We start from the raw sequence: 17,960 nt of genomic DNA on the forward strand, positions 1-17,960 counted from the left end.
GAGGACGCGACGCGCGTCAGCGCCAGTCGCGGGTCACCACTCTGACCGTCAAACCGTCTCGGGCCAGATCCACGCGCTTGGGATAGCGCTCGCCGGACTCGGCCTCGCGCACGAAGCGGATGCGCCAACCCTGCTGCAGCAATTCGCCGTCGGGACGGACTTCGCTCGCCTCGCCCGGCACGGGCATGCCACGGATCCACCAGGCCAGGCCGGACAGCGGCAGCGGCCAGCCCAGGGTTTTCTCGGTCAGGCTTTCCACATCCGCAGCCTGCCAGGCCTTGCCGTCCGCCAGCAGGGTGACGCCGCCGGCGTCGCGGATCACTTCGGCCACGGTATTGCCCAGCGGCGAGTTGATCGCCAACTGATCGCGCTCAGGCTGGTGCCGCCAATCGAAGTTGGCGACATGCCCCTTGCCGTCCAGATTCACCGACAAACGTCCGCTGACCGCGAAGGGCTGGTCCGCGGACTGCGTCGCGGCGGGCATGAACACCGCCTCGCGCGTCGCGCAGCCGGTGAGCGCAAGAGACAGGGCCAGGATCAGACCGCTCCACTTCATCAATGGGCCCCCAGACGGCGCATGGTTTCGCGCAGCACATCATGTTCCGGACTCGCCTCCAGAGCCTTGTTCCACACCGCCAACGCCTCGTCCTTCTTGCCCAGCTTCCACAACACCTCGCCCAGATGCGCGGCCAGTTCCGCGTCCGGCAACAGCGCATAGGCCTTCTGCAGCGTTTTCAAGGCGGCGTCCAGGCGGCCCAGCTTGTATTGCGCCCAGCCCAGGCTGTCCAGAATGGTGGGATTGTCCGGCTCGCTCTTCAGCGCCTTTTCGATATAGCCGAGCGCTTCCTGATGGCGGCTGGTGCGATTGGTCAGGGTGTAGCCCAGCGCGTTAAGCGCCTGAGCGTCGCCGGGCTTTTCCTTCAGCACTTGCTTGAGATCGCGTTCGGCGTTGCCGACATTGCCCAGGCTGTCCGACACCAGCGCCCGCTCGTACAACAACTCCGGCGCCTTGGGCATGCGCAGCAGCGCCTTGCTCAACAAGTCATGGGCCTTGCCGGGCTGCTTGCCCTCTCGCGCCAACTGGGACTGCAGCAAAGCCAGGGTGATCTTCTCTTGATCGTTGCCGCCCAAGGGCGCCAGACGCGTCAGGGCCAGATCCAGCTTGCCGTCGCCGGCGTCCATGATCGCCAGCCGGCCTTGCGCCGGCAGGAATTGCGGCCCGGCGCCCACCATTTCATACCAGCCCCTGGCCCCGGCGGCGTCCTGACGCTCCTCGGCGATCTGGCCCAGGGTGTAGCGAATGAAATTGGCCTCCGGATGGCCGGCCGCCAGCGCCTGGCGCAGATGCCGCTCCGCCGCCGGCAGGTCGCGCATCTGATAAGCCATCAGACCGGACGCGTAGAGCAAATCGGGATTATTGGGATTGCTCGGCAGCAGCTGGTCGAAAGCCAGGCGCGCCTCGGCGAAGCGCTTGGCGCCCACCAGCAGCCGCGGCTTGGCCAGCTTCAGCTCCAGGCCGGCGTTCGGCCGCCGCGCCAGTTCACGCTGCAGAAAATCGATAGCCTGCTCCGGCTGCTCGCGGCGAAGCCTGTCCACCTGCCAGGCCACCGGCAAGTCCCAGGCCGGCGCGATCTGCGCCAGCCTGTCGAATTCGCGGTTCATCGTGGCCTGATCGCCGGCCTCGGCGGCCACGGCCAGGAGCGCGAAACGCGCCTCGGCCAGGTCTGGATAGCGGACGGCGAATTGCTTCACCAGTTCGTAAGCGGCTTGTTTGTCGCTCTGGCGCGAGGTCAGCCGCGCCAGTTGAACGAAGATGGCCGGCGCCCGCTCCGGCTCTTTTTGCAGCAGCGCCTCGATCAGCGGCTTGCTTTCCGCCAGCTTGCCGGCGCGCAGCAGAGTGATAAACAGCTGTTCTCTCGCCGGCACCGAGTCCGGCGCCAGCTCCATCCACAGGGTCAGGGCTTCCGAGGTTTCCTTCAGCAGGCCGGCGAACATGGAGAATTCGGCCGCGCGCTGCGCCAGCCGCGGATCCCGCGTCTGACGCGCCAGTTCCAGATAGGTCACGGCGGAGGCGCCCACCGAGCCGCGCTGGGCGGCGATTTCGCCGGCCACCACGCCATAGAGGATTTCCGGCGTCAGCTCCGCCTTGGGCAGTAGGGTTTCGTCTTCTTTCTGCGTGATCGCGGCCTCGTCGCCGGCCGGTTTGCCGGCATCGACCGACTTCGCCGCGCCCGGGTGCTTGAAATTGGCGCATGCCGACAGCAGCGCGACCATCAGCAAAGGGAGTGTTTTTTTCAGCCGTTGCATTCGCATGGAGTCAGAGACCTGCTTATAAACCTGTTGAATGCGTAGAATAGCATGACCTGTTTTTATCTTCGCGCCATTCTACCCATGCCTGAACTGCCAGAAGTCGAAACCACCCGCCGCGGGATTCTGCCCCATTTATTGAACGCCACGCTGGAGGGCGCCGTGGTCCGCCACGCCGGCCTGCGCTGGCCGGTGCCGCCGGAACTTCACGCCGCCTTGCGCGGCCTGACGATACGTTCCGTCGATCGCCGCGCCAAATATCTGCTGCTGGGCACCGACGCCGGCACCCTGATCATCCACCTGGGCATGTCCGGCAGCCTGCGTTTCTTGCCGGCCGACACCCCGCCGGAGAAGCACGACCACATCGATCTGCTGCTGGGCCCCAATGTGCTGCGTTACCGCGATCCCCGCCGCTTCGGCGCGGTGTTGTGGCATGTCGGCGCCATCGAGCACCACCCCCTGCTGCAAGCGCTGGGACCCGAACCGCTGTCCGACGGCTTCGACGGCGACACCCTGATCCGGGCCGCGCAACGCCGCGGCAGCGCGGTCAAGCTGATGCTGATGGACAATCACGTGGTGGTGGGCGTCGGCAATATCTACGCCAACGAGGCGCTGTTCCACGCAGGCATCCATCCCGCCCGCGCCGCCAACGCGGTGCGCGACGGAGAATACCGCCGGCTGGCCGAGGAAATCCGCAGCGTGCTGAACCGCGCCATCCAGGCCGGCGGCAGCACCTTGCGCGACTTTGTGCACAGCGACGGCAAGCCGGGTTATTTCCAACAGACTTATATGGTGTACGGCCGTCAGGACCAGCCCTGCCGCCAATGCGGCACGCCGATCCGGCATTTGCGCCAGGGCCAGCGCAGTTCCTACTATTGTCCGCTATGCCAGCCATGCTAGAGTTACGGCCTCAACCTTGCGCACCGAGCCTCAAAGCATCTTGAAGTCAATCGCCACAACCTCTTTGCTCACCCGGATAGGACGCGTCGCGCGCCTGTTCGGCCACCTGGCCGTCGGTGTTTTCATCCTGGCCACCCGTTATTCTCGGCTGGCCCACGCCGAGCGCGCCGTCGTCACCCGGCGCTGGGCCGCTCACGCGCTGAAGATCCTCGGCATCAGCGTGCGGATCCACGGCGTCAACCCCGGCTTTTACCCGCCCAACACCCTGCTGGTGGCCAACCACATTTCCTGGCTGGACATCTTCGTGCTCAATAGCTGCACGGTGTCCCGCTTCGTCGCCAAGCGCGAGCTCCGCTCCTGGCCTGTGCTGGGCTGGCTGGCGCATCTGGGCGGCACCCTGTTTATCGATCGCAGCAAACGCAAGGACGCCAGCCGCGTTTACAAGGCGCTGGCCCACGCCATGGAAAACGGCGCCTGCATGGCGGTCTTCCCCGAGTCCACCACCTCGGACGGCCTGGCCTTGCTGCCGTTCAAGGCCTCGCTGTTCGAAGCCGCCTTGCTTTCGCGCGGCACCGTTCAGCCGGTCGGCCTGCGCTATTACGGCGCAGACGGCGAACAGACGCTGGAGCCGGCCTTCATCGGCGACCTGACCTTCTTGCAAAGCGTGCGCAAGGTGCTGGCGATGCCGGCGATGGAGGTGGAGGTCAGCTACGGCCAACCGCTGAAAGCCTGGGAAAACGGCCTGGATACCCGCTTCGCGCTGGCGCAGCAGGCGCAGCAGGAAGTGGCGCGCGCGCTGCGCCTGAGCCCGCCTCCGGCCGCGGAAGCGGCGCAGGAACCGGCTCGGCAACACTGAGCACCTGCTGCGAAGCCTCGCCAATGCAAAAGCCCCCGATACCGGGGGCTTTTCTCATCCAGCGCCGACTACGCTCACAGGTTGAGCCGCGCCATCAGATTATCGAACAAATCGTCGGCCAGCTTGGCATAGCCCTGCTGCGAGAAATGCACCATGTCCGGCCGCGCCAGCTGCTGAGCCTGCCAGCGCTTCATGCTGCAAGGCCCGCCCATCGCCTGCTCCCAATCCCAATACAGCACATGGCTGTCGCGCGCGACTTTCTGCTGGATGCGCTTGACCGCCGCCAATTGCAGCGGACGGCCCGGCGAGCACTCCTTGCTGGCCGCGCCGCGCTTGCGCGCGGCGTCCTGCGCACCCAGCATCAGGATGGCCGCCTGCGGCAGATCGCGGCGCACGGTGTTGATCGCCGCCTGCAGATTGAGCTGGTACTCGATCAGGTCCAGCCTGTCGTCAAAGGCCTCGTTGACGCCGTAGGCCAGGATCACCAGGTCGCTGTTGCGCTCCGCCAGCTGAGCGCTCCAGCTCTTGCCCCAGCGCTGCCAGATCGACAGCTGGGCGCCGTTGCTGCCTATGCTGTCCAGCACCACGCCGGGCGCCAGCCGCTCCAGCTCGACGCCGCCCAGCTCCACCGCCGGCAGCGCGCCGGCGCGCACCACAAAGGGGAAGTACAGCTTCTGCTCCACCGTCTGCCAGCCCCTGCCCGCCTCCGGCGGATTCAGTTTGCGGCTGCCGTGGCCGTCATCCACTTCCAGCGCGCCGGCGCCGTCCTGAGCCGCCCGCACGCGGAAGCGCGCGCGCCACAGGCCGTCCAGCGGATTGCGCGGCAGTACGCTGATAGCGGCGCCCGGCCGCTGCGCCTGAGCGATATAACCGCCCAGCGGGAAGTCCGCATCACCGTCTTTGCGGCTATTGATCAGCGTCCAGCCCTCGCTGCGCGCCATCACCAGCGCGTGGCGCTGGCCCGGCACCGCCATCGGCGGCGTCCAGCCGATGCCGGCGTCGCCGAACTTGGCCTGGAAGCGCTCCCGCAGCGTGCCGGTCAGATAGTCTGCCGCGGTATGCGAATCCCCCAGCTGGGTGACGCGCACCGGCTGCACGGCGGTGGAAATCGCCTTCAGCCGCGACGCCAGCCTCGCCAGATTGATCTCGCCGAAATCCTGCACCGGCGCGGCCAGCGCCGATGCCGCCGCCAGCCAGCAGGCCAATGCCCCGCTGATTCTCAACTTCATTCAAACCTCAATTCTGCCAACACGCGCCGCGCCAGCAAGACCTGGCCCTGACGGGTGAAATGAATGCCATCGGCGGTGCGCACCGCCACTTCGCCCTGATCGGGCAAGGTCATGAACTTGGTGAACGTCTCGTCCTCGCTGCCCAAGGCCTCGCGGGTGGACAGATAGCGCTGACCCGCGCCTTCCACTTCCTCGCGGAAGACGCCGTTAATGTACTGCACGCCGCGATTGAGCTTGTCCTTGCCCATATTCGGCGCGCCCAGCCACAGCAATTGCGTCCCATGCTTGCGGGCCGAAGCCAGGATGGCGCGGATGCGTTCGCGGTAGCGCTGTTCCCACTCCTCGGAGGCGAAACGGATGTAGCGGCTGCCGCCCACCATGTCCCAAGTATCGTTGGCACCCAGGAAGACCACCACCAGACCGGTGTCGGGATTCGCCGCCAACTGCCGTTCTATCGTATCCGGCCAGTTGAAGAAATCCGGATAGGTCAGACCGGTGCTCTGCTTGCTGAGATCCAGCGCCTTGATCTGGTGCAGCTTGAACAAGGGACGCAGCAAATGCGGCGCCACGCCCTGCATCATGGAGTCCCCGGCCAGCAACACCTTCTGCCCCGGACGCAGCAAGATGCGGGCGTCCTTGGGCGCCGCTTGCTGCGGCGGGGCCGACGGCGGCCGCGGCGTCGGCCCCGCGTTCGGCAAGGCCGCCGTTGCCGTTGTCTGCGCCGCCGCCGGCTCCGCCGGCGCGCTTACCGGCGGCAATGCCGGCCTCAGGCAGCAGGCGTTGAAATAGGCGATCATCTCGTCGTCCCAACGATCCAGCCGGCTCAGCAGCCCTCGGCTCTGATCGCGAAACTCCCGCCCCAGTTCCGCGCCCAAACGCCAGACGCTCAGCTCGGACAAGGCTTCCAGCTGGCTGGGACGGTGAAAGGTCTGCCGCCAATAGGCGTTGATCGAGCTCTGCTCGATCCAGCACAGCAGCAGCATGCTGCTGCCTAGGATGGCCAGGGCCTGGCGGATGGCGGAACGGGCGATCATTTGACGCTTGCCTCAATGCGATAAGGAATGAAACGCGCGGCGGCGGATGCGCAGCCGCGCCAGCACGACTAAAACACGGTTAAAACTGGTAATAGATAAAACCCGGAATGCCCGGCGGCGACACCACGATGATCAGCAAGGCGCAGCCGGCCAGCAAGCTGGGCTTGCCCCACCACGGCAGGCGGCCCAATTGGGCGATCCCGCGTTCGCAAACCGCGCCCAGATGAGGCAGCGCGACAAACGCCGCCGCGCTCAGCGCCAGAAAGCCCGGCGCGTTCAGCGTCAATTCCTGGCCGGTGCCGGCCATGGCCTCCAAAAAGCTCCAGGCGTCCTCCAGCGACGCGGCGCGGAAAAACACCCAGGCCAGGCAAACGTAATGGAAGGTCAGCAGCCGCGCCAGCCAGGCCCAGCGCCGCGTCAGCGCTTCCTTGCCCAACAGCCGGTCCCCCAGGTTCAAGCCCACCACGCCCAGGCCGTGCATGCCGCCCCACACCAGGTATTTCAGGCTGGCGCCGTGCCACAGGCCGGACAGCAGCATCGCGGCCAGCAAATTGAGCTGGGCGCGGGCAAAACCCAGCCGGTTGCCGCCCAAGGGAATATAGATGTAATCGCGAATCCAGCTGGATAGCGACATATGCCAGCGCCGCCAGAAATCGCGTAGATTGTGCGCCAGGTAGGGCGCGTCGAAATTGCGCGGCAACTGGATGCCCAGCAATAAGGCCAGGGCGGTGACCAGATCGGTGTAGCCGGAGAAATCCAGATAGATCTGGAAGGCGTAGGCGTAGAAAGCCGCCCAGACCTCCAGCGCGTGATAGGTTTCCGGCGCGCTGAACACCGGGTCCACCCAGGCGCTGGCCAGCCAGCCGGCCAGCCACAGTTTCTTGGCCAGGGCCAGCACAATCAGACCCAGTGCGCGATCCAGTTGCAGGATGTGGCGACGCGCGCCGCTGCGCAGCTGCTCCAGCAGACCGGTGGCGCGACAAATCGGCCCGGCCAACAAGGTGGGAAAGAACGCCAGGAACAAACCCAGCTCCCTGGCCCGGGCGAAACGCAATTCGCCGCGATACAGGGACACCAGATAACTGACCGATTGAAAGGTGTAAAAGGAGATGCCCACCGGCATCAGGAAATCCACCGCCGGCAATATCGCGGCGATACCCAACGCATGCAGCCCCGCTTGCGCGCTTTCGCGGAAGAAATCGAAGTATTTGAATATCGCCAGATTGCCCACCGCCATCAGCAAACCCGCGCGCAACCAACGCTTGGGCCGGACGGAATCAAGCATCCGCGACGATATCAGGGTCAATAACAGGGTATAAACGGCAAGAATCAGCGCAAATCGCCAATCAAGCTTGGCATAAAAGGCGTAACTGCCCAATAACAGCAAACCATTCTGCCAATCCGTGCGCTTGCGGCACAGCCAATACAGGGCGAAAAAGGCGAGGAATGCCAGCGCGAACTCAATGGAAAGGTAACTCATACAAATAAAAAAACGGCTCTGGCAAGAGCCGCGATTATGACAGCCATAGGGCCTGGCTGACTATGGCTTGTCGATATTTTATTTACGGCGGCGCAGCCGCCCATACTCTTTAGGCGGTGATTTCGCGATAAGCCGAACACGGCAGGGAGAATAAGGCCTGGTCCCCCAAACGCATCGCGGTCAGGCTGCCGCCCCACAAACAACCGGAATCAATCGCCACCACGTCGTCGGTGATATGCACGCCCAGCGCCGACCAATGGCCGCAGATAATCGGCATCTCGCCTTGCCAGCGCCCCGGCGCCTCGAACCAGGGCGTCAGCCCGGCCGGCGCGTTCTCCAGCTCGCCCTTGTAATTCAGATCCATCTCGCCGTCGCGGTTCAAGAAACGCATCCGGGTCATCGCGTTGACGATCACGCGCAGACGGTCGGAGCCGCGCAGCTCCTCGTTCCAGCGCGTCGGCCGGTTGCCGTACAGTCGAGACAGGAATTCGCGGTGCTTGGGGCCGGACAAGCCGGCCTCCACTTCCTCCGCCAGATCCAGCGCGCGGTCTATGCTCCACTCCGGCAACAGGCCGGCGTGCACCATCGCGTAGCCGTGGCCGGCTATCATCATAGGCTGGCAGCGCAACCAGTCCAGCAGCACCTTGCCGTCGGCGGCGTTGAGAATGTCCAGCACCGTGTCGCTGCGATGCAGCTTGCCGAAACCCTCCGCCACCGCCAGCAAATGCAGATCGTGGTTGCCCAGCACGATCTCCACCTGATCCTGATGCTGGAACACCCAGCGCAGCACTTCCAGCGATTGCGGCCCGCGATTGACCAAGTCTCCCGTCAGCCACAGGGTATCCTTGCCGGGATTGAAATCGATTTGCCGCAGCAACTGCTGAAACGGCTGGAAACACCCTTGAATGTCGCCAATAGCGTAGATGGCCATATGCACCTCATAAGTGGCGGATCGATCTGAGACGTCATCCGCGGATAGCGCCATGATACCGCATGCTACAATGCACTGGCTGAGTTACCGATTTACTGCGCCCCGCCGGGCCCCTTCCCCCATACCGCCATGTCCGCTCCCTTGCTCAATCCGCCGCAGCGCGCGGCGATCCAGTATCTTGACGGCCCCTTGCTGGTGCTTGCCGGCGCCGGCTCCGGCAAAACCCGGGTCATCACCTTCAAGATTTCGCACCTGATCCGCGAAGGCGGCATCAATGCGCGTAATATCGCCGCCATCACCTTCACCAACAAGGCCGCGCGCGAGATGCTGGAACGAGTGGGCAAGCTGATGACGCCGGCGGAGATCCGCGGCATCACCGTCTCCACCTTCCATTCGCTGGGCATGCAGATCTTGCGTCAGGAAGCGCCGCACCTCGGCTATAAGCCTCAGTTCTCCATCCTGGACGCCTTCGACGCCGGCAAGATCATCTCCGACATCCTGAAGACCACCTCCAAGGATGAGGTGCGCAAGGTGCAGAGCCAGATCTCACTGTGGAAAAACGACCTGAAAACGCCAGACCAGATGCTGCTGGAAGCCCAGGGCGCGTGGGAAAGCGTCTGCGCCTCCACTTACGTCGCCTATCAGGACACCTTGAGCGCCTACCAGGCGATGGACTTCGACGACCTGATCCGCCTGCCGGTGCAGCTGTTCCAAAGCAATGAAGACGTGCTGCAGAAGTGGCAGAACAAGCTGCGCTACCTGCTGATAGACGAATACCAGGACACCAATACCTGCCAGTACCAGCTGGTCAAACTGCTGACCGGCTTGCGCGGCATGTTCACCGCGGTGGGCGACGACGACCAGTCCATCTACGCCTGGCGCGGCGCCAATATGGAAAACCTGCGCTTGCTGCAAAGCGACTTCCCCAAGCTCAAGATCATCAAGCTGGAGCAAAACTACCGCTCCACCGCCCGCATCCTGCGCGCGGCCAACTCGGTGATCTCCAACAATCCCAAGCTGTTCGAGAAACAGCTGTGGAGCGAACTGGGCCTGGGCGAACCCATCCACGTGGTTCAGTGCAAGGATGAAGAGCACGAGGCGGAAACCGTGGTGCAAAGACTGCTGGCGCACAAGTTCGAATACCGCACCGAGTTCAAGGACTACGCCATCCTCTATCGCGGCAACTATCAGGCGCGCATCTTCGAACAAGCCTTGCGCAATCAGCGCATCCCCTACCAGATGGCCGGCGGCCAAAGCTTTTTCGACAAGCCGGAAATCAAGGACATGCTGGCCTATATGCGCTTGATCGCCAATCCCGACGACGATCCGGCCTTCATTCGCGCGCTGACCACGCCCAAGCGCGGCGTCGGCGCCGCCACGCTGGAACGGCTGGGCGCCTGGGCCGGCGAACGCGGTAAAAGCCTGTTCGCCAGCGCCCATGAGGAAGGCTTCCGCCTGCAAGTGCAAAAGGCCCAGCTGGAACCGCTGGAGCAGTTCTGCGACTTCATCGCCAATCTGCAATACCGCGCCACCCGCGAGGACGGCGGCCCGCTGGCCATGGAGATGATGCAGGCCATAGGCTACGAGGCCTGGCTTTACGATAGCGAGGACAGCCCGCGCATCGCCGAAACCAAGTGGAAAAACATCCTGGAAATGGTGAGCTGGCTCAGCCGCAAGGGCGAGGACAGCGGCAAGAACCTGGTGGAGCTGACCCAGACCATCGCGCTGATCACCATGCTGGAAGGACGCGAGGAAGGCGAGGTGGACGCGGTTAAAATGTCCACGCTACACGCGTCCAAGGGTCTGGAGTACCCGTATGTCTTCCTGGTCGGCACCGAGGAAGGCATCCTGCCGCACAGCGAATCCGTCGACAACGGCATGGTGGAGGAAGAACGCCGGCTGATGTACGTCGGCATCACCCGCGCCCAGCGCATGCTGACGCTGACCTATTGCGTCAAACGCAAGCGCGCCGGCGAATGGCAGTTCGTCGAACCGTCCCGCTTCATCAGCGAGATCAACGGCGACGATCTTCGCCACTTCGGCAAACCCGGCGCCGAGCCCATCGTCAGCAAGACCGAGGGCAAATCGCGGCTGGCCAGCCTCAGCGCGATGCTGGCCAATAAGGAAAAGCCGGCCGAATCCTGAAAAGCCGAGCAAGCCCTGCCCGCGTGGAGAATAGCGCGCGGCGTCCGCCGCTTCGGCATGCCCAGATGACCATGGCCATCTCGCGCTCTCAGTCGCTTGCCTTGTCGCGCGCAGGCTCGCCAGGCTTTGAACAGGCGCTGAGCACCCACACCAAGGCGCGAGAACTTTCGCCTGCGACGCCGGTCCATCCTGGCTGGCGCGACGCGCAAAAGAAAATGGCGCCAGCGGCGCCATATGAAGAATGAGGAACATCTCTGGGTGAAGCGAAAGTGGAAAGCCACTGAATCCCCACACCAAGCCGCGAAGCGCCTGACGCTTCACGACCTAAACAGATGGACTCATCATGCACCATGCGCCCCGCCAGGGCACCTGTCCCTTGTTACAGCGGGGTTTTGTTGACATAGCACATTGCCATTTCATCCGGTCAAAATTTTCCCAAAAACATAGAAACCCCCGCTTTTGGGCGATAAAAAACGCCTTGCAACCGTGCAAGGCGTTTTTTGCTGCGTTGATCCGCGGCTTATTTGGAATTATTCACCATGTACTCGACGGCGGAGCGGAACTCGGCGTCGCTGCCGGTATAACCGCCTTTGGCCGGCATCGCGTTCAAGCCCTTGATGCCGATCTTAACCACTTCGTCCAGACCCGGCTTCAGACGTTCGGCCCAGGCCGCCTTGTCGCCGAACTTCGGCGCGCCGGCGATGCCGGCAGCGTGGCAGGCCATGCACACGCTGTCGTAGATTTTCTTGCCCACCACGGCCGGGTCCGCCGCCGCGGCCGCGCCGCCTGCGCCGCCCACCGGCGGTTCGGTGAACTTTCCGCCCGCGGAGTTGCCCATATAGGCTACCGCGCGCTTCACTTCGTCATCGCTCAGGTCGGTGGCGCCGCCCTTGGCCGGCATCGCGTTGAAGCCCTGCAGCGCGTGCTGGGTCAGCGTGTCCCAGCCCTTGGCGATGCGCGAACCCCAGGTGGCGGTGTCGCCGAACTTGGGCGCGCCGGCCAGGCCGGTGCCGTGACAGGAAATACAGATGCCTTTATATACCTGTTCGCCAGTGCGCATTCCCGGAGGCGCGTCGCTGGCCTTGGCTTCGCCGACCGGTTTCAGGCGAGACGCAATGGCCTCCTTGGTCATTACTTCGGCATCCACGTTGTAACCGCTGGTAGCCAACTTGGCCAAAAGCCAGATTGCCACTACAAGAAAGACAACGACGCCAACCAGCACTTTGATGACCTGGCCGGGAGCCATTCCGTTCTCATTACTCATTACGAGCCTCGCCTGGAATTAATGACATTTAAAATAGGATAATTATACGGTAAGCCTGAAGGCAAGGCAAAACCATACACTGGACTCGGGTAAGGAAGTTGCGCTATGATGCGGGCCTGCCTCAAAGCAAGCACAGCGCACCCGTAGCTCAGTTGGATAGAGTGTCAGTTTCCGAAGCTGAAGGTCACAGGTTCGATCCCTGTCGGGTGCGCCACAACATCTCAGTATTTTCCGTTTTTCCGCTTTTTCCCATTATTTTTCCGCGACGCGCGCCGAAACCGCGTTTTCGTCTAAACGCGTCCTGGGTCGCCGCAGCCGTCTTCCCGTCTCCGCAATGAAAAAAGCGGGCCGCTTGCGCGTCCCGCTCTCTCGCCTTGGCCTTGGCTCGGCCTCAGGCCAGCGTCGCCACCGGCTCCGCTGCGTCGTCGTCCTCTTCGCCGAGGAAGCCCCCGCTCTGATGCGCCCACAGCCGCGAGTACAGGCCGCCCTTGGCCAGCAGGCTGCGGTGGTCGCCCTCTTCCACGATGCGCCCCTTGTCCAGCACGATCAAGCGGTCCATCGCCGCGATGGTGGACAGCCGGTGGGCGATGGCCACCACGGTCTTGCCCTCCATCAGCCGATACAGACTGCGCTGAATCGCCGCTTCCACTTCCGAATCCAGCGCGCTGGTGGCTTCGTCCAGCAGCAGGATGGGCGCGTCCTTCAACATCACCCTGGCGATGGCGATGCGCTGGCGCTGGCCGCCGGACAGCTTGACCCCGCGTTCGCCGACATGAGCGTCGTAGCTGACGCGTCCCTTGGGATCGGTCAAGGTCAGGATGAAGTCGTGCGCCTCCGCGCGGCGCGCGGCGGCTTCCATCGCGGCGTCGTCGGCGTCCGGCCTGCCGTAAAGCAGGTTGTCGCGCACCGAGCGGTGCAGCAGCGAGGTGTCCTGCGTCACCATGCCCACCTGGGCGCGCAGGCTGTCCTGCGTCACCCGCGCGATATCCTGGCCGTCGATCAGAATGCGGCCGCCGTCCAGATCGTAAAAGCGCAGCAAGAGATTGACGATGGTGGATTTGCCCGCGCCGGAGCGGCCGACCAGGCCGATCTTCTCGCCCGGGCGTATCGTCAGCGACAGCTGTTCAATCACGCTCTTGCTGCCGCCGTAGCTGAAATCCACCTGATCGAAGCGGATCTCGCCCTGCTTCACCGCCAAGGGCTTGGCGTCGGCGCTGTCATTGACCAGCACCGGGCGCGACAGGGTGGCGATGCCGTCCTGCACCGTGCCCACTTGTTCGAACAGCGAAGCCATCTCCCACATGATCCAGTGCGAGATGCCGTTCAGGCGCAGCGCCATCGCGGTGGCCGCCGCCACCGCGCCGACGCCGACTTCGCCCATGCTCCACAGCCACAAGGTGGCGCCGGCGGTGCTGGCGATCAACAACATGCTCAGGCTGTGGTTGATGATTTCGAAGCCGCTGATCAAACGCATCTGGCGATAGGCGGTGGCCAGGAATTCCTGCATCGCGCCGCGGGCGAAGCCGGCCTCGCGCTGGGCGTGCGAGAACAGCTTCACCGTGGCGATATTGGTGTAGGCGTCGGTGATGCGGCCGGTCATCAGGCTGCGCGCGTCGGCCTGGGCGGTGGCGGCCTGGCCCAGACGCGGCACGAAGAAGTACAGCGTGGCCACGTACAAGGCCAGCCAGGCCAGGAAGGGCCACAGCAGACGGCTGTCGAAACTGCCGACCACGGCGATCATGGTGACGAAGTAAATCACCACGAACACCAGGATGTCGGCGACGATCATCACCGTTTCCCGCACCGCGATCGCGGTCTGCATCACCTTGGCGGAGACCCGCCCGGCGAATTCGTCCTGATAGAAATTCATGCTCTGCCGCAGCAGGTGGCGGTGGAAATTCCAGCGCAGCAGCATGGGGAAGTTGGCGGACAGGCCCTGGTATTTGATCAGCGCCTGCACGGCGATCAGCAAGGGACTGGCCAGCAGGATGCCCGCCAGCAGCAAGAGATTATGGCGTTGCGCGTCCCACAACAGCGCGGGCTTGACCGCGCTCAGCCAGTCCACGACGGAACCGAGCATGGAGAACAGCAAGGCCTCGAAGGCGCCGATGCCGGCGGTCAGCAAAATGACGGCCGCAATCAGGCCGCGCAGGCCGCGGGTACAGAACCACAAAAATGGGAAAAAGCCCTTGGGAGGTTGGGCCGGGGACGTGTCGGGATACGGATGGATCCGCTTTTCGAACCAGTTGAACAAAGATCGCTCCAGTGCAGAGGCCGCCTCTTGAGCCGCGCCTGCTTTGGGTTTAATAGGAAGTAGGACAATAGCCAAGCGCTGAAAATCGCGCAATGGAAAGTTGGCGTCGACCATGCCCGCATTTGTCATATTCAGCCAATAAACGCGAACAGGGTTGATTTGTAGGCAACTACATTGGCTAAAACGCGACAGTCAGCACAACTCCTCGAGCTTTTCCGTCTTGCGGCTGCGCAGGTCCACCACGCGGTGAATCTCGATGCGCAGCTGGCCGCGATAAACGTTCCACATCACCAGCGCGGCCCGCCGCGCTTGTTCCTGGCTGGGATGCAGCGGCCCGCTGTCGTCAACGCCGAACTGCTCCGAGATCAGTTTCAAACGATACATCCCCCTTGCGCCCCCCAAGGCCGCGGCGTCCGCTTTCACCGCCGGCAAAAAGTGAGAAACTCGCCATGCCGATGTTTCCTTGATTTCGCCAAAAACAAACCATTGGCATAATTTTACGCGGAGCAAGCGCCGTTTCGCGGACGGCGGCGCTTAACGACACGAGTATTTGGCGCGGGAAACAGCGCGGGCCAAGGGCCCTTGGCATTTATTGACGGATTTTTCCGCTCTTGAGAATGATTCTACCCATTACCGGTGGCATCAGGCAAAGATTCCTGAATTAATTCACGCAGATGTAATATAAACGGATAGAACAATAGCAGGAGAGCCGCGCCGGCCACAGTGAAGAGCGTCCCGGCGCGGCAAGGGAATCAGCAGGAGGTCAAGGCGTGCACATCGCTGCGCTGAGGGTGGCGGATGCGCGCCAAGGCGGCGTCTATCGTCGGGGTGTGCTCTCCCCAGTAGCCGTGGCGCGCCAGACAATCGCTGGCGACCAAGGCCGCGTCTATCATGAAGCGCTCTTCCAACAGCAGGCGTTCCACTTCGGCGAACGGCGTCAGGATGTGCTCGGCCACCTCGCCGTCCTGGTTACAGGGCGTCTCCCCCGCGTCCAGCCACAGATCGAAAGCGTAAATCCATTCGCGGTGCAGGCCGCGCTGCACCGGGCGCTCGGCCAGCAGCAAGCTGGATTGCGGCAAATCCCGCACCTGCTCGCGGCGCACGCCGGCTTCTTCCCACCCCTCGCGCTCCAGCGCCAGTTCTATGGTTTCGCCGGCGGCGACGCCGCCGCCGACCAGGTTGTCCATGCGATTGGGGTCCACCGCCTTGTGCGGGCTGCGGCGCCCCACCCACATCCGCACTTCGCCGGACGGCAAACGGGTCAGCCCGTTCAGGTGCACGGCGCGGCTGGTCAGGCCCAGCGGGCGGAAAGCGGCGCGTTCCAGTTCGAAATAAGGGGAGCCGTCGTGACGGAAAGCGGTGAAGTTTTCATTGCGCCAGCCATTGAGCCAGCCGGCTTGCTGCCAGCGCCGCGCCGCCTGCGCCAGCGCGTGGCTGATGCTGCGGTAGCTGCCGTCGAGACGGCAATGCAGTTTCTGGTATTGCTCCTCGAACAGCTGCGATTCGCTGTTCAGCAAGCGTTCCTTCCACGCCGCGTTGACCCAGCCCAAGCGCTCTTTGCCGATATACAAAGGCGTGAATTGCTGACGATCAAAACGGGTGATCTTGTCGAGATAGGCCAGAACCGCATCCACTTGCATTGCCGACTCCGCTGCGATGTGTTTCGGGAAGGCTGCATCTTAGGATGCTTCTTGGGCTTTGACTATATCTGGCGTAACAGCCGGCAAATAAACAGATTATTTTGCGTTGGGATGTTGCGGAATTGTCTCGGCGGCCGCTTCGGCAAACCCTCCGCCCAGACAATTTAACGACTTTGTCATTTCAATTTATCGGCCAGCCCCGAGTAACGCTGCGGCGCCGCGACGGCCGCCTGTTCCCACACCGGCTGCGCGCCGGACACGAGGAAGCGCTCCCGCGCCCGGGTGATCGCGGTATACACCAGCGCCCGGTTTAGCAAGGGCCCCGCCGCTTCCGGCAGCTGCAGACAGACCTCGCCGAACTCGGACCCCTGGCTTTTGTGCACCGTCATCGCGTACACGGTGTCGTGCTGCGGCAGCCGGCCGGGGGCGAATTCGCGCCAGCCGCCGTCGTCGCCGGGAAAGGCTACGCGCAAGCCGGCCTCGCGCTGCACCGTGAAGCCGATGTCGCCGTTGAACAGGCCCAGGCCGTAATCGTTCTCGCTGATCATCACCGGCCGCCCCGGATACCAGTCGCGGCCGGCCGGCTTGTCGCCGTCGGCCTCCAGTTGCCGCTCCACGCGCAGATTGAAGGCCTCCACCTGCCGCCGTTCCGCCGCCAGCAGCATGAAGCCGGCGAAAGCCTGCTGCCGCTCGGCCAGCGGCGCGTCCGCGCGCACCGCCCGCCAATACGGCCGCCAGCGCGCCAGCACCTCCGCCGCCTCCAAGGCCGGCACCGCTTCCACATCGCCCCACTCCGGGTCCTGCAGCACCGCCCAACTACCCACGCCGTCGCCCGCGTTCACCCGCCGCGCCAGTTCGCCGATGCCGGAATCGGCGCCGAAACGATGGCTGTGGGTCAGCAGCGCCACGCAATCGGTGAGCTTGCCGCCCGCGCCCGGCGTCGACGGCAGGGTTTCACCGCAGTTCGCCCGCAGCCAGTCCAGAGTATCCGGACGGTAATGGATGTCGGCGCACAAATCGCCCAGCACCGCGCCGGCGTCCACCGAGGCCAGTTGATCGCGGTCGCCCAGCAGAATCAGCCGCGCCTGCGACGGCAAGGCCTCCACCATGCGCGCCATCAAGGACAGGTCTATCATCGACGCCTCGTCCACCACCAGCACGTCCAGCGGCAAAGGATTGCCGGCGTGATGGCGCGGCGCCGCCGCGCCCGGGCGCAAGCCCAGCAAGCGGTGCAGCGTCTGCGCCTGCTGCGGCAATTGCCGCAGCGTATCCTCGGCCAGGTCCAGCCGCGCGCGCGCGCCGCGCACCGACTCCGACAGCCGCGCGGCGGCCTTGCCGGTGGGCGCCGCCATCGCCATCACCAGCGGCCGCGGCGACAGGCCGGCGAGCAAGGCCAGCAGCTTGAGCACGGTGGTGGTCTTGCCGGTGCCCGGACCGCCGGAAATGATCATCAGGCGCTGACGCGCCGCCAGGGCCGCCGCCAGCTTCTGCCGGTCCGGACCCGCCGCGGACGCCGCGCCGAACAAAGCCTCCAGCAAAGGGCGCAAGCGCGCGCCGTCCGGCGCCGGTCCCGGCTCGGCCAACGCGGCCAGGCGCTCGGCCAGCCGCGCTTCGTCGAACCAGTGGCGGGCGAAATACAGCCGGCCGGCGGCGTCCAGGATCAGGGGCGCGTAGTCGCCGGGGCGGCCGACCAGCGCGCTGGCCTGCAAGGCCTTGCGCTCCGGACGCTGCGCCAGCGGCAGGCAGACGTGGCCGGCCTGATTGGCGCTGGCCAGCTCGTGGATCAACGCCAACGCGGCCTCGTCCACGCCGGGATCGAGACGGGCGAACAAGTGGGCGAGTTCGGCGGGCAACAGGGCTTGCTGGACAGACATGGCTTGGAATCCGGATGCTTTGCGCTCCGCGACGCGGAGCCGGAAT

The 17,960-nt window shown here is 64.3% G+C and carries 14 protein-coding genes and 1 tRNA gene; 4 read left to right on the plus strand and 11 right to left on the minus strand.

What is annotated here, in order from left to right; genetic code table 11:
* Positions 1-16: 16 nt before the first annotated feature.
* Together lolB and JC616_RS20145 are read right to left on the minus strand one after the other, a co-directional pair.
* A complete protein-coding gene (lolB, locus tag JC616_RS20140) occupies positions 17-556 on the minus strand; it encodes a lipoprotein insertase outer membrane protein LolB (RefSeq protein ID WP_227105020.1) in 540 nt (179 codons plus the stop codon).
* A complete protein-coding gene (locus JC616_RS20145) occupies positions 556-2,313 on the minus strand; it encodes a tetratricopeptide repeat protein (protein ID WP_227105022.1) in 1,758 nt (585 codons plus the stop codon). Before JC616_RS20145 ends, lolB begins: the two co-directional genes overlap by 1 nt.
* Before the next feature lie 78 nt (positions 2,314-2,391).
* Between JC616_RS20145 and mutM the strand changes: the two genes are divergently transcribed.
* Together mutM and JC616_RS20155 are read left to right on the plus strand one after the other, a co-directional pair.
* Positions 2,392-3,207 carry a bifunctional DNA-formamidopyrimidine glycosylase/DNA-(apurinic or apyrimidinic site) lyase gene (gene mutM, locus JC616_RS20150; protein ID WP_107801968.1) on the plus strand — a complete coding sequence of 272 codons (816 nt, stop codon included), beginning with the start codon at positions 2,392-2,394 and terminating at the stop codon, positions 3,205-3,207.
* Positions 3,208-3,247: 40 nt separating this feature from the next.
* On the plus strand, positions 3,248-4,063 hold the full coding sequence (locus tag JC616_RS20155) for a lysophospholipid acyltransferase family protein (RefSeq protein WP_107800633.1): 816 nt from the start codon (positions 3,248-3,250) through the stop codon (positions 4,061-4,063).
* A 74-nt stretch (positions 4,064-4,137) separates the two neighbouring features.
* Here JC616_RS20155 and JC616_RS20160 read toward each other — a convergent pair whose 3' ends face one another.
* The 4 genes from JC616_RS20160 to JC616_RS20175 all read right to left on the minus strand — a co-directional run bounded on the left by JC616_RS20160 (position 4,138) and on the right by JC616_RS20175 (position 8,737).
* Positions 4,138-5,292: an SGNH/GDSL hydrolase family protein gene (locus tag JC616_RS20160; protein WP_227105024.1), complete on the minus strand. Its 1,155-nt coding sequence runs from the start codon at positions 5,290-5,292 to the stop codon at positions 4,138-4,140.
* The gene (locus tag JC616_RS20165) at positions 5,289-6,326 is read right to left on the minus strand and encodes an SGNH/GDSL hydrolase family protein (RefSeq protein ID WP_227105026.1); all 1,038 of its coding nucleotides are present in this window, start codon (positions 6,324-6,326) and stop codon (positions 5,289-5,291) included. The genes JC616_RS20160 and JC616_RS20165 overlap by 4 nt, the downstream gene beginning before the upstream one ends.
* Positions 6,327-6,405: 79 nt before the next feature.
* Positions 6,406-7,611, minus strand: coding sequence for an MBOAT family O-acyltransferase (locus tag JC616_RS20170; RefSeq protein WP_227105028.1), 1,206 nt, complete (start codon positions 7,609-7,611; stop codon positions 6,406-6,408).
* Positions 7,612-7,915: 304 nt separating this feature from the next.
* On the minus strand, positions 7,916-8,737 hold the full coding sequence (locus JC616_RS20175; RefSeq protein ID WP_107800637.1) for a symmetrical bis(5'-nucleosyl)-tetraphosphatase: 822 nt from the start codon (positions 8,735-8,737) through the stop codon (positions 7,916-7,918).
* Between the two features lie 129 nt (positions 8,738-8,866).
* Between JC616_RS20175 and JC616_RS20180 the strand changes: the two genes are divergently transcribed.
* Positions 8,867-10,882 carry a UvrD-helicase domain-containing protein gene (locus JC616_RS20180; protein ID WP_227105030.1) on the plus strand — a complete coding sequence of 672 codons (2,016 nt, stop codon included), beginning with the start codon at positions 8,867-8,869 and terminating at the stop codon, positions 10,880-10,882.
* Between the two features lie 520 nt (positions 10,883-11,402).
* Here the strand turns inward: JC616_RS20180 and JC616_RS20185 are convergent.
* The gene (locus JC616_RS20185; protein WP_227105032.1) at positions 11,403-12,014 is read right to left on the minus strand and encodes a c-type cytochrome; all 612 of its coding nucleotides are present in this window, start codon (positions 12,012-12,014) and stop codon (positions 11,403-11,405) included.
* 269 nt (positions 12,015-12,283) lie between these two features.
* Here JC616_RS20185 and JC616_RS20190 point away from each other — a divergent pair.
* A tRNA-Arg gene (locus tag JC616_RS20190) sits at positions 12,284-12,360 on the plus strand.
* Between the two features lie 177 nt (positions 12,361-12,537).
* Here the strand turns inward: JC616_RS20190 and JC616_RS20195 are convergent.
* The 4 genes from JC616_RS20195 to recD all read right to left on the minus strand — a co-directional run bounded on the left by JC616_RS20195 (position 12,538) and on the right by recD (position 17,914).
* The gene (locus JC616_RS20195) at positions 12,538-14,400 is read right to left on the minus strand and encodes an ABC transporter ATP-binding protein (RefSeq protein WP_107800640.1); all 1,863 of its coding nucleotides are present in this window, start codon (positions 14,398-14,400) and stop codon (positions 12,538-12,540) included.
* Between the two features lie 192 nt (positions 14,401-14,592).
* Positions 14,593-14,784, minus strand: coding sequence for a hypothetical protein (locus tag JC616_RS20200; protein ID WP_048409471.1), 192 nt, complete (start codon positions 14,782-14,784; stop codon positions 14,593-14,595).
* A gap of 368 nt (positions 14,785-15,152) precedes the next feature.
* A complete protein-coding gene (locus JC616_RS20205; RefSeq protein WP_227105034.1) occupies positions 15,153-16,040 on the minus strand; it encodes an NUDIX hydrolase in 888 nt (295 codons plus the stop codon).
* 176 nt (positions 16,041-16,216) lie between these two features.
* Positions 16,217-17,914, minus strand: a complete 1,698-nt coding sequence (gene recD / locus JC616_RS20210) for an exodeoxyribonuclease V subunit alpha (RefSeq protein WP_227105036.1) — start codon at positions 17,912-17,914, stop codon at positions 16,217-16,219.
* Positions 17,915-17,960: the final 46 nt, after the last annotated feature.

This window comes from Chromobacterium rhizoryzae (assembly GCF_020544465.1).
Taxonomy (GTDB): Bacteria; Pseudomonadota; Gammaproteobacteria; order Burkholderiales; family Chromobacteriaceae; genus Chromobacterium.

Excerpts from the sequence above, each read along its gene's own strand:
- mutM (WP_107801968.1), top strand. The coding sequence starts at position 2,392 with ATGCCTGAACTGCCAGAAGTCGAAACCACCCGCCGCGGGATTCTGCCC.
- JC616_RS20145 (WP_227105022.1), bottom strand. The coding sequence starts at position 2,313 with ATGCGAATGCAACGGCTGAAAAAAACACTCCCTTTGCTGATGGTCGCG.
- lolB (WP_227105020.1), bottom strand. The coding sequence starts at position 556 with ATGAAGTGGAGCGGTCTGATCCTGGCCCTGTCTCTTGCGCTCACCGGC.
- recD (WP_227105036.1), bottom strand. The coding sequence starts at position 17,914 with ATGTCTGTCCAGCAAGCCCTGTTGCCCGCCGAACTCGCCCACTTGTTC.
- JC616_RS20180 (WP_227105030.1), top strand. The coding sequence starts at position 8,867 with ATGTCCGCTCCCTTGCTCAATCCGCCGCAGCGCGCGGCGATCCAGTAT.
- JC616_RS20205 (WP_227105034.1), bottom strand. The coding sequence starts at position 16,040 with ATGCAAGTGGATGCGGTTCTGGCCTATCTCGACAAGATCACCCGTTTT.
- JC616_RS20165 (WP_227105026.1), bottom strand. The coding sequence starts at position 6,326 with ATGATCGCCCGTTCCGCCATCCGCCAGGCCCTGGCCATCCTAGGCAGC.
- JC616_RS20160 (WP_227105024.1), bottom strand. The coding sequence starts at position 5,292 with ATGAAGTTGAGAATCAGCGGGGCATTGGCCTGCTGGCTGGCGGCGGCA.
- JC616_RS20175 (WP_107800637.1), bottom strand. The coding sequence starts at position 8,737 with ATGGCCATCTACGCTATTGGCGACATTCAAGGGTGTTTCCAGCCGTTT.
- JC616_RS20185 (WP_227105032.1), bottom strand. The coding sequence starts at position 12,014 with ATGACCAAGGAGGCCATTGCGTCTCGCCTGAAACCGGTCGGCGAAGCC.
- JC616_RS20170 (WP_227105028.1), bottom strand. The coding sequence starts at position 7,611 with ATGCTTGATTCCGTCCGGCCCAAGCGTTGGTTGCGCGCGGGTTTGCTG.
- JC616_RS20200 (WP_048409471.1), bottom strand. The coding sequence starts at position 14,784 with ATGTATCGTTTGAAACTGATCTCGGAGCAGTTCGGCGTTGACGACAGC.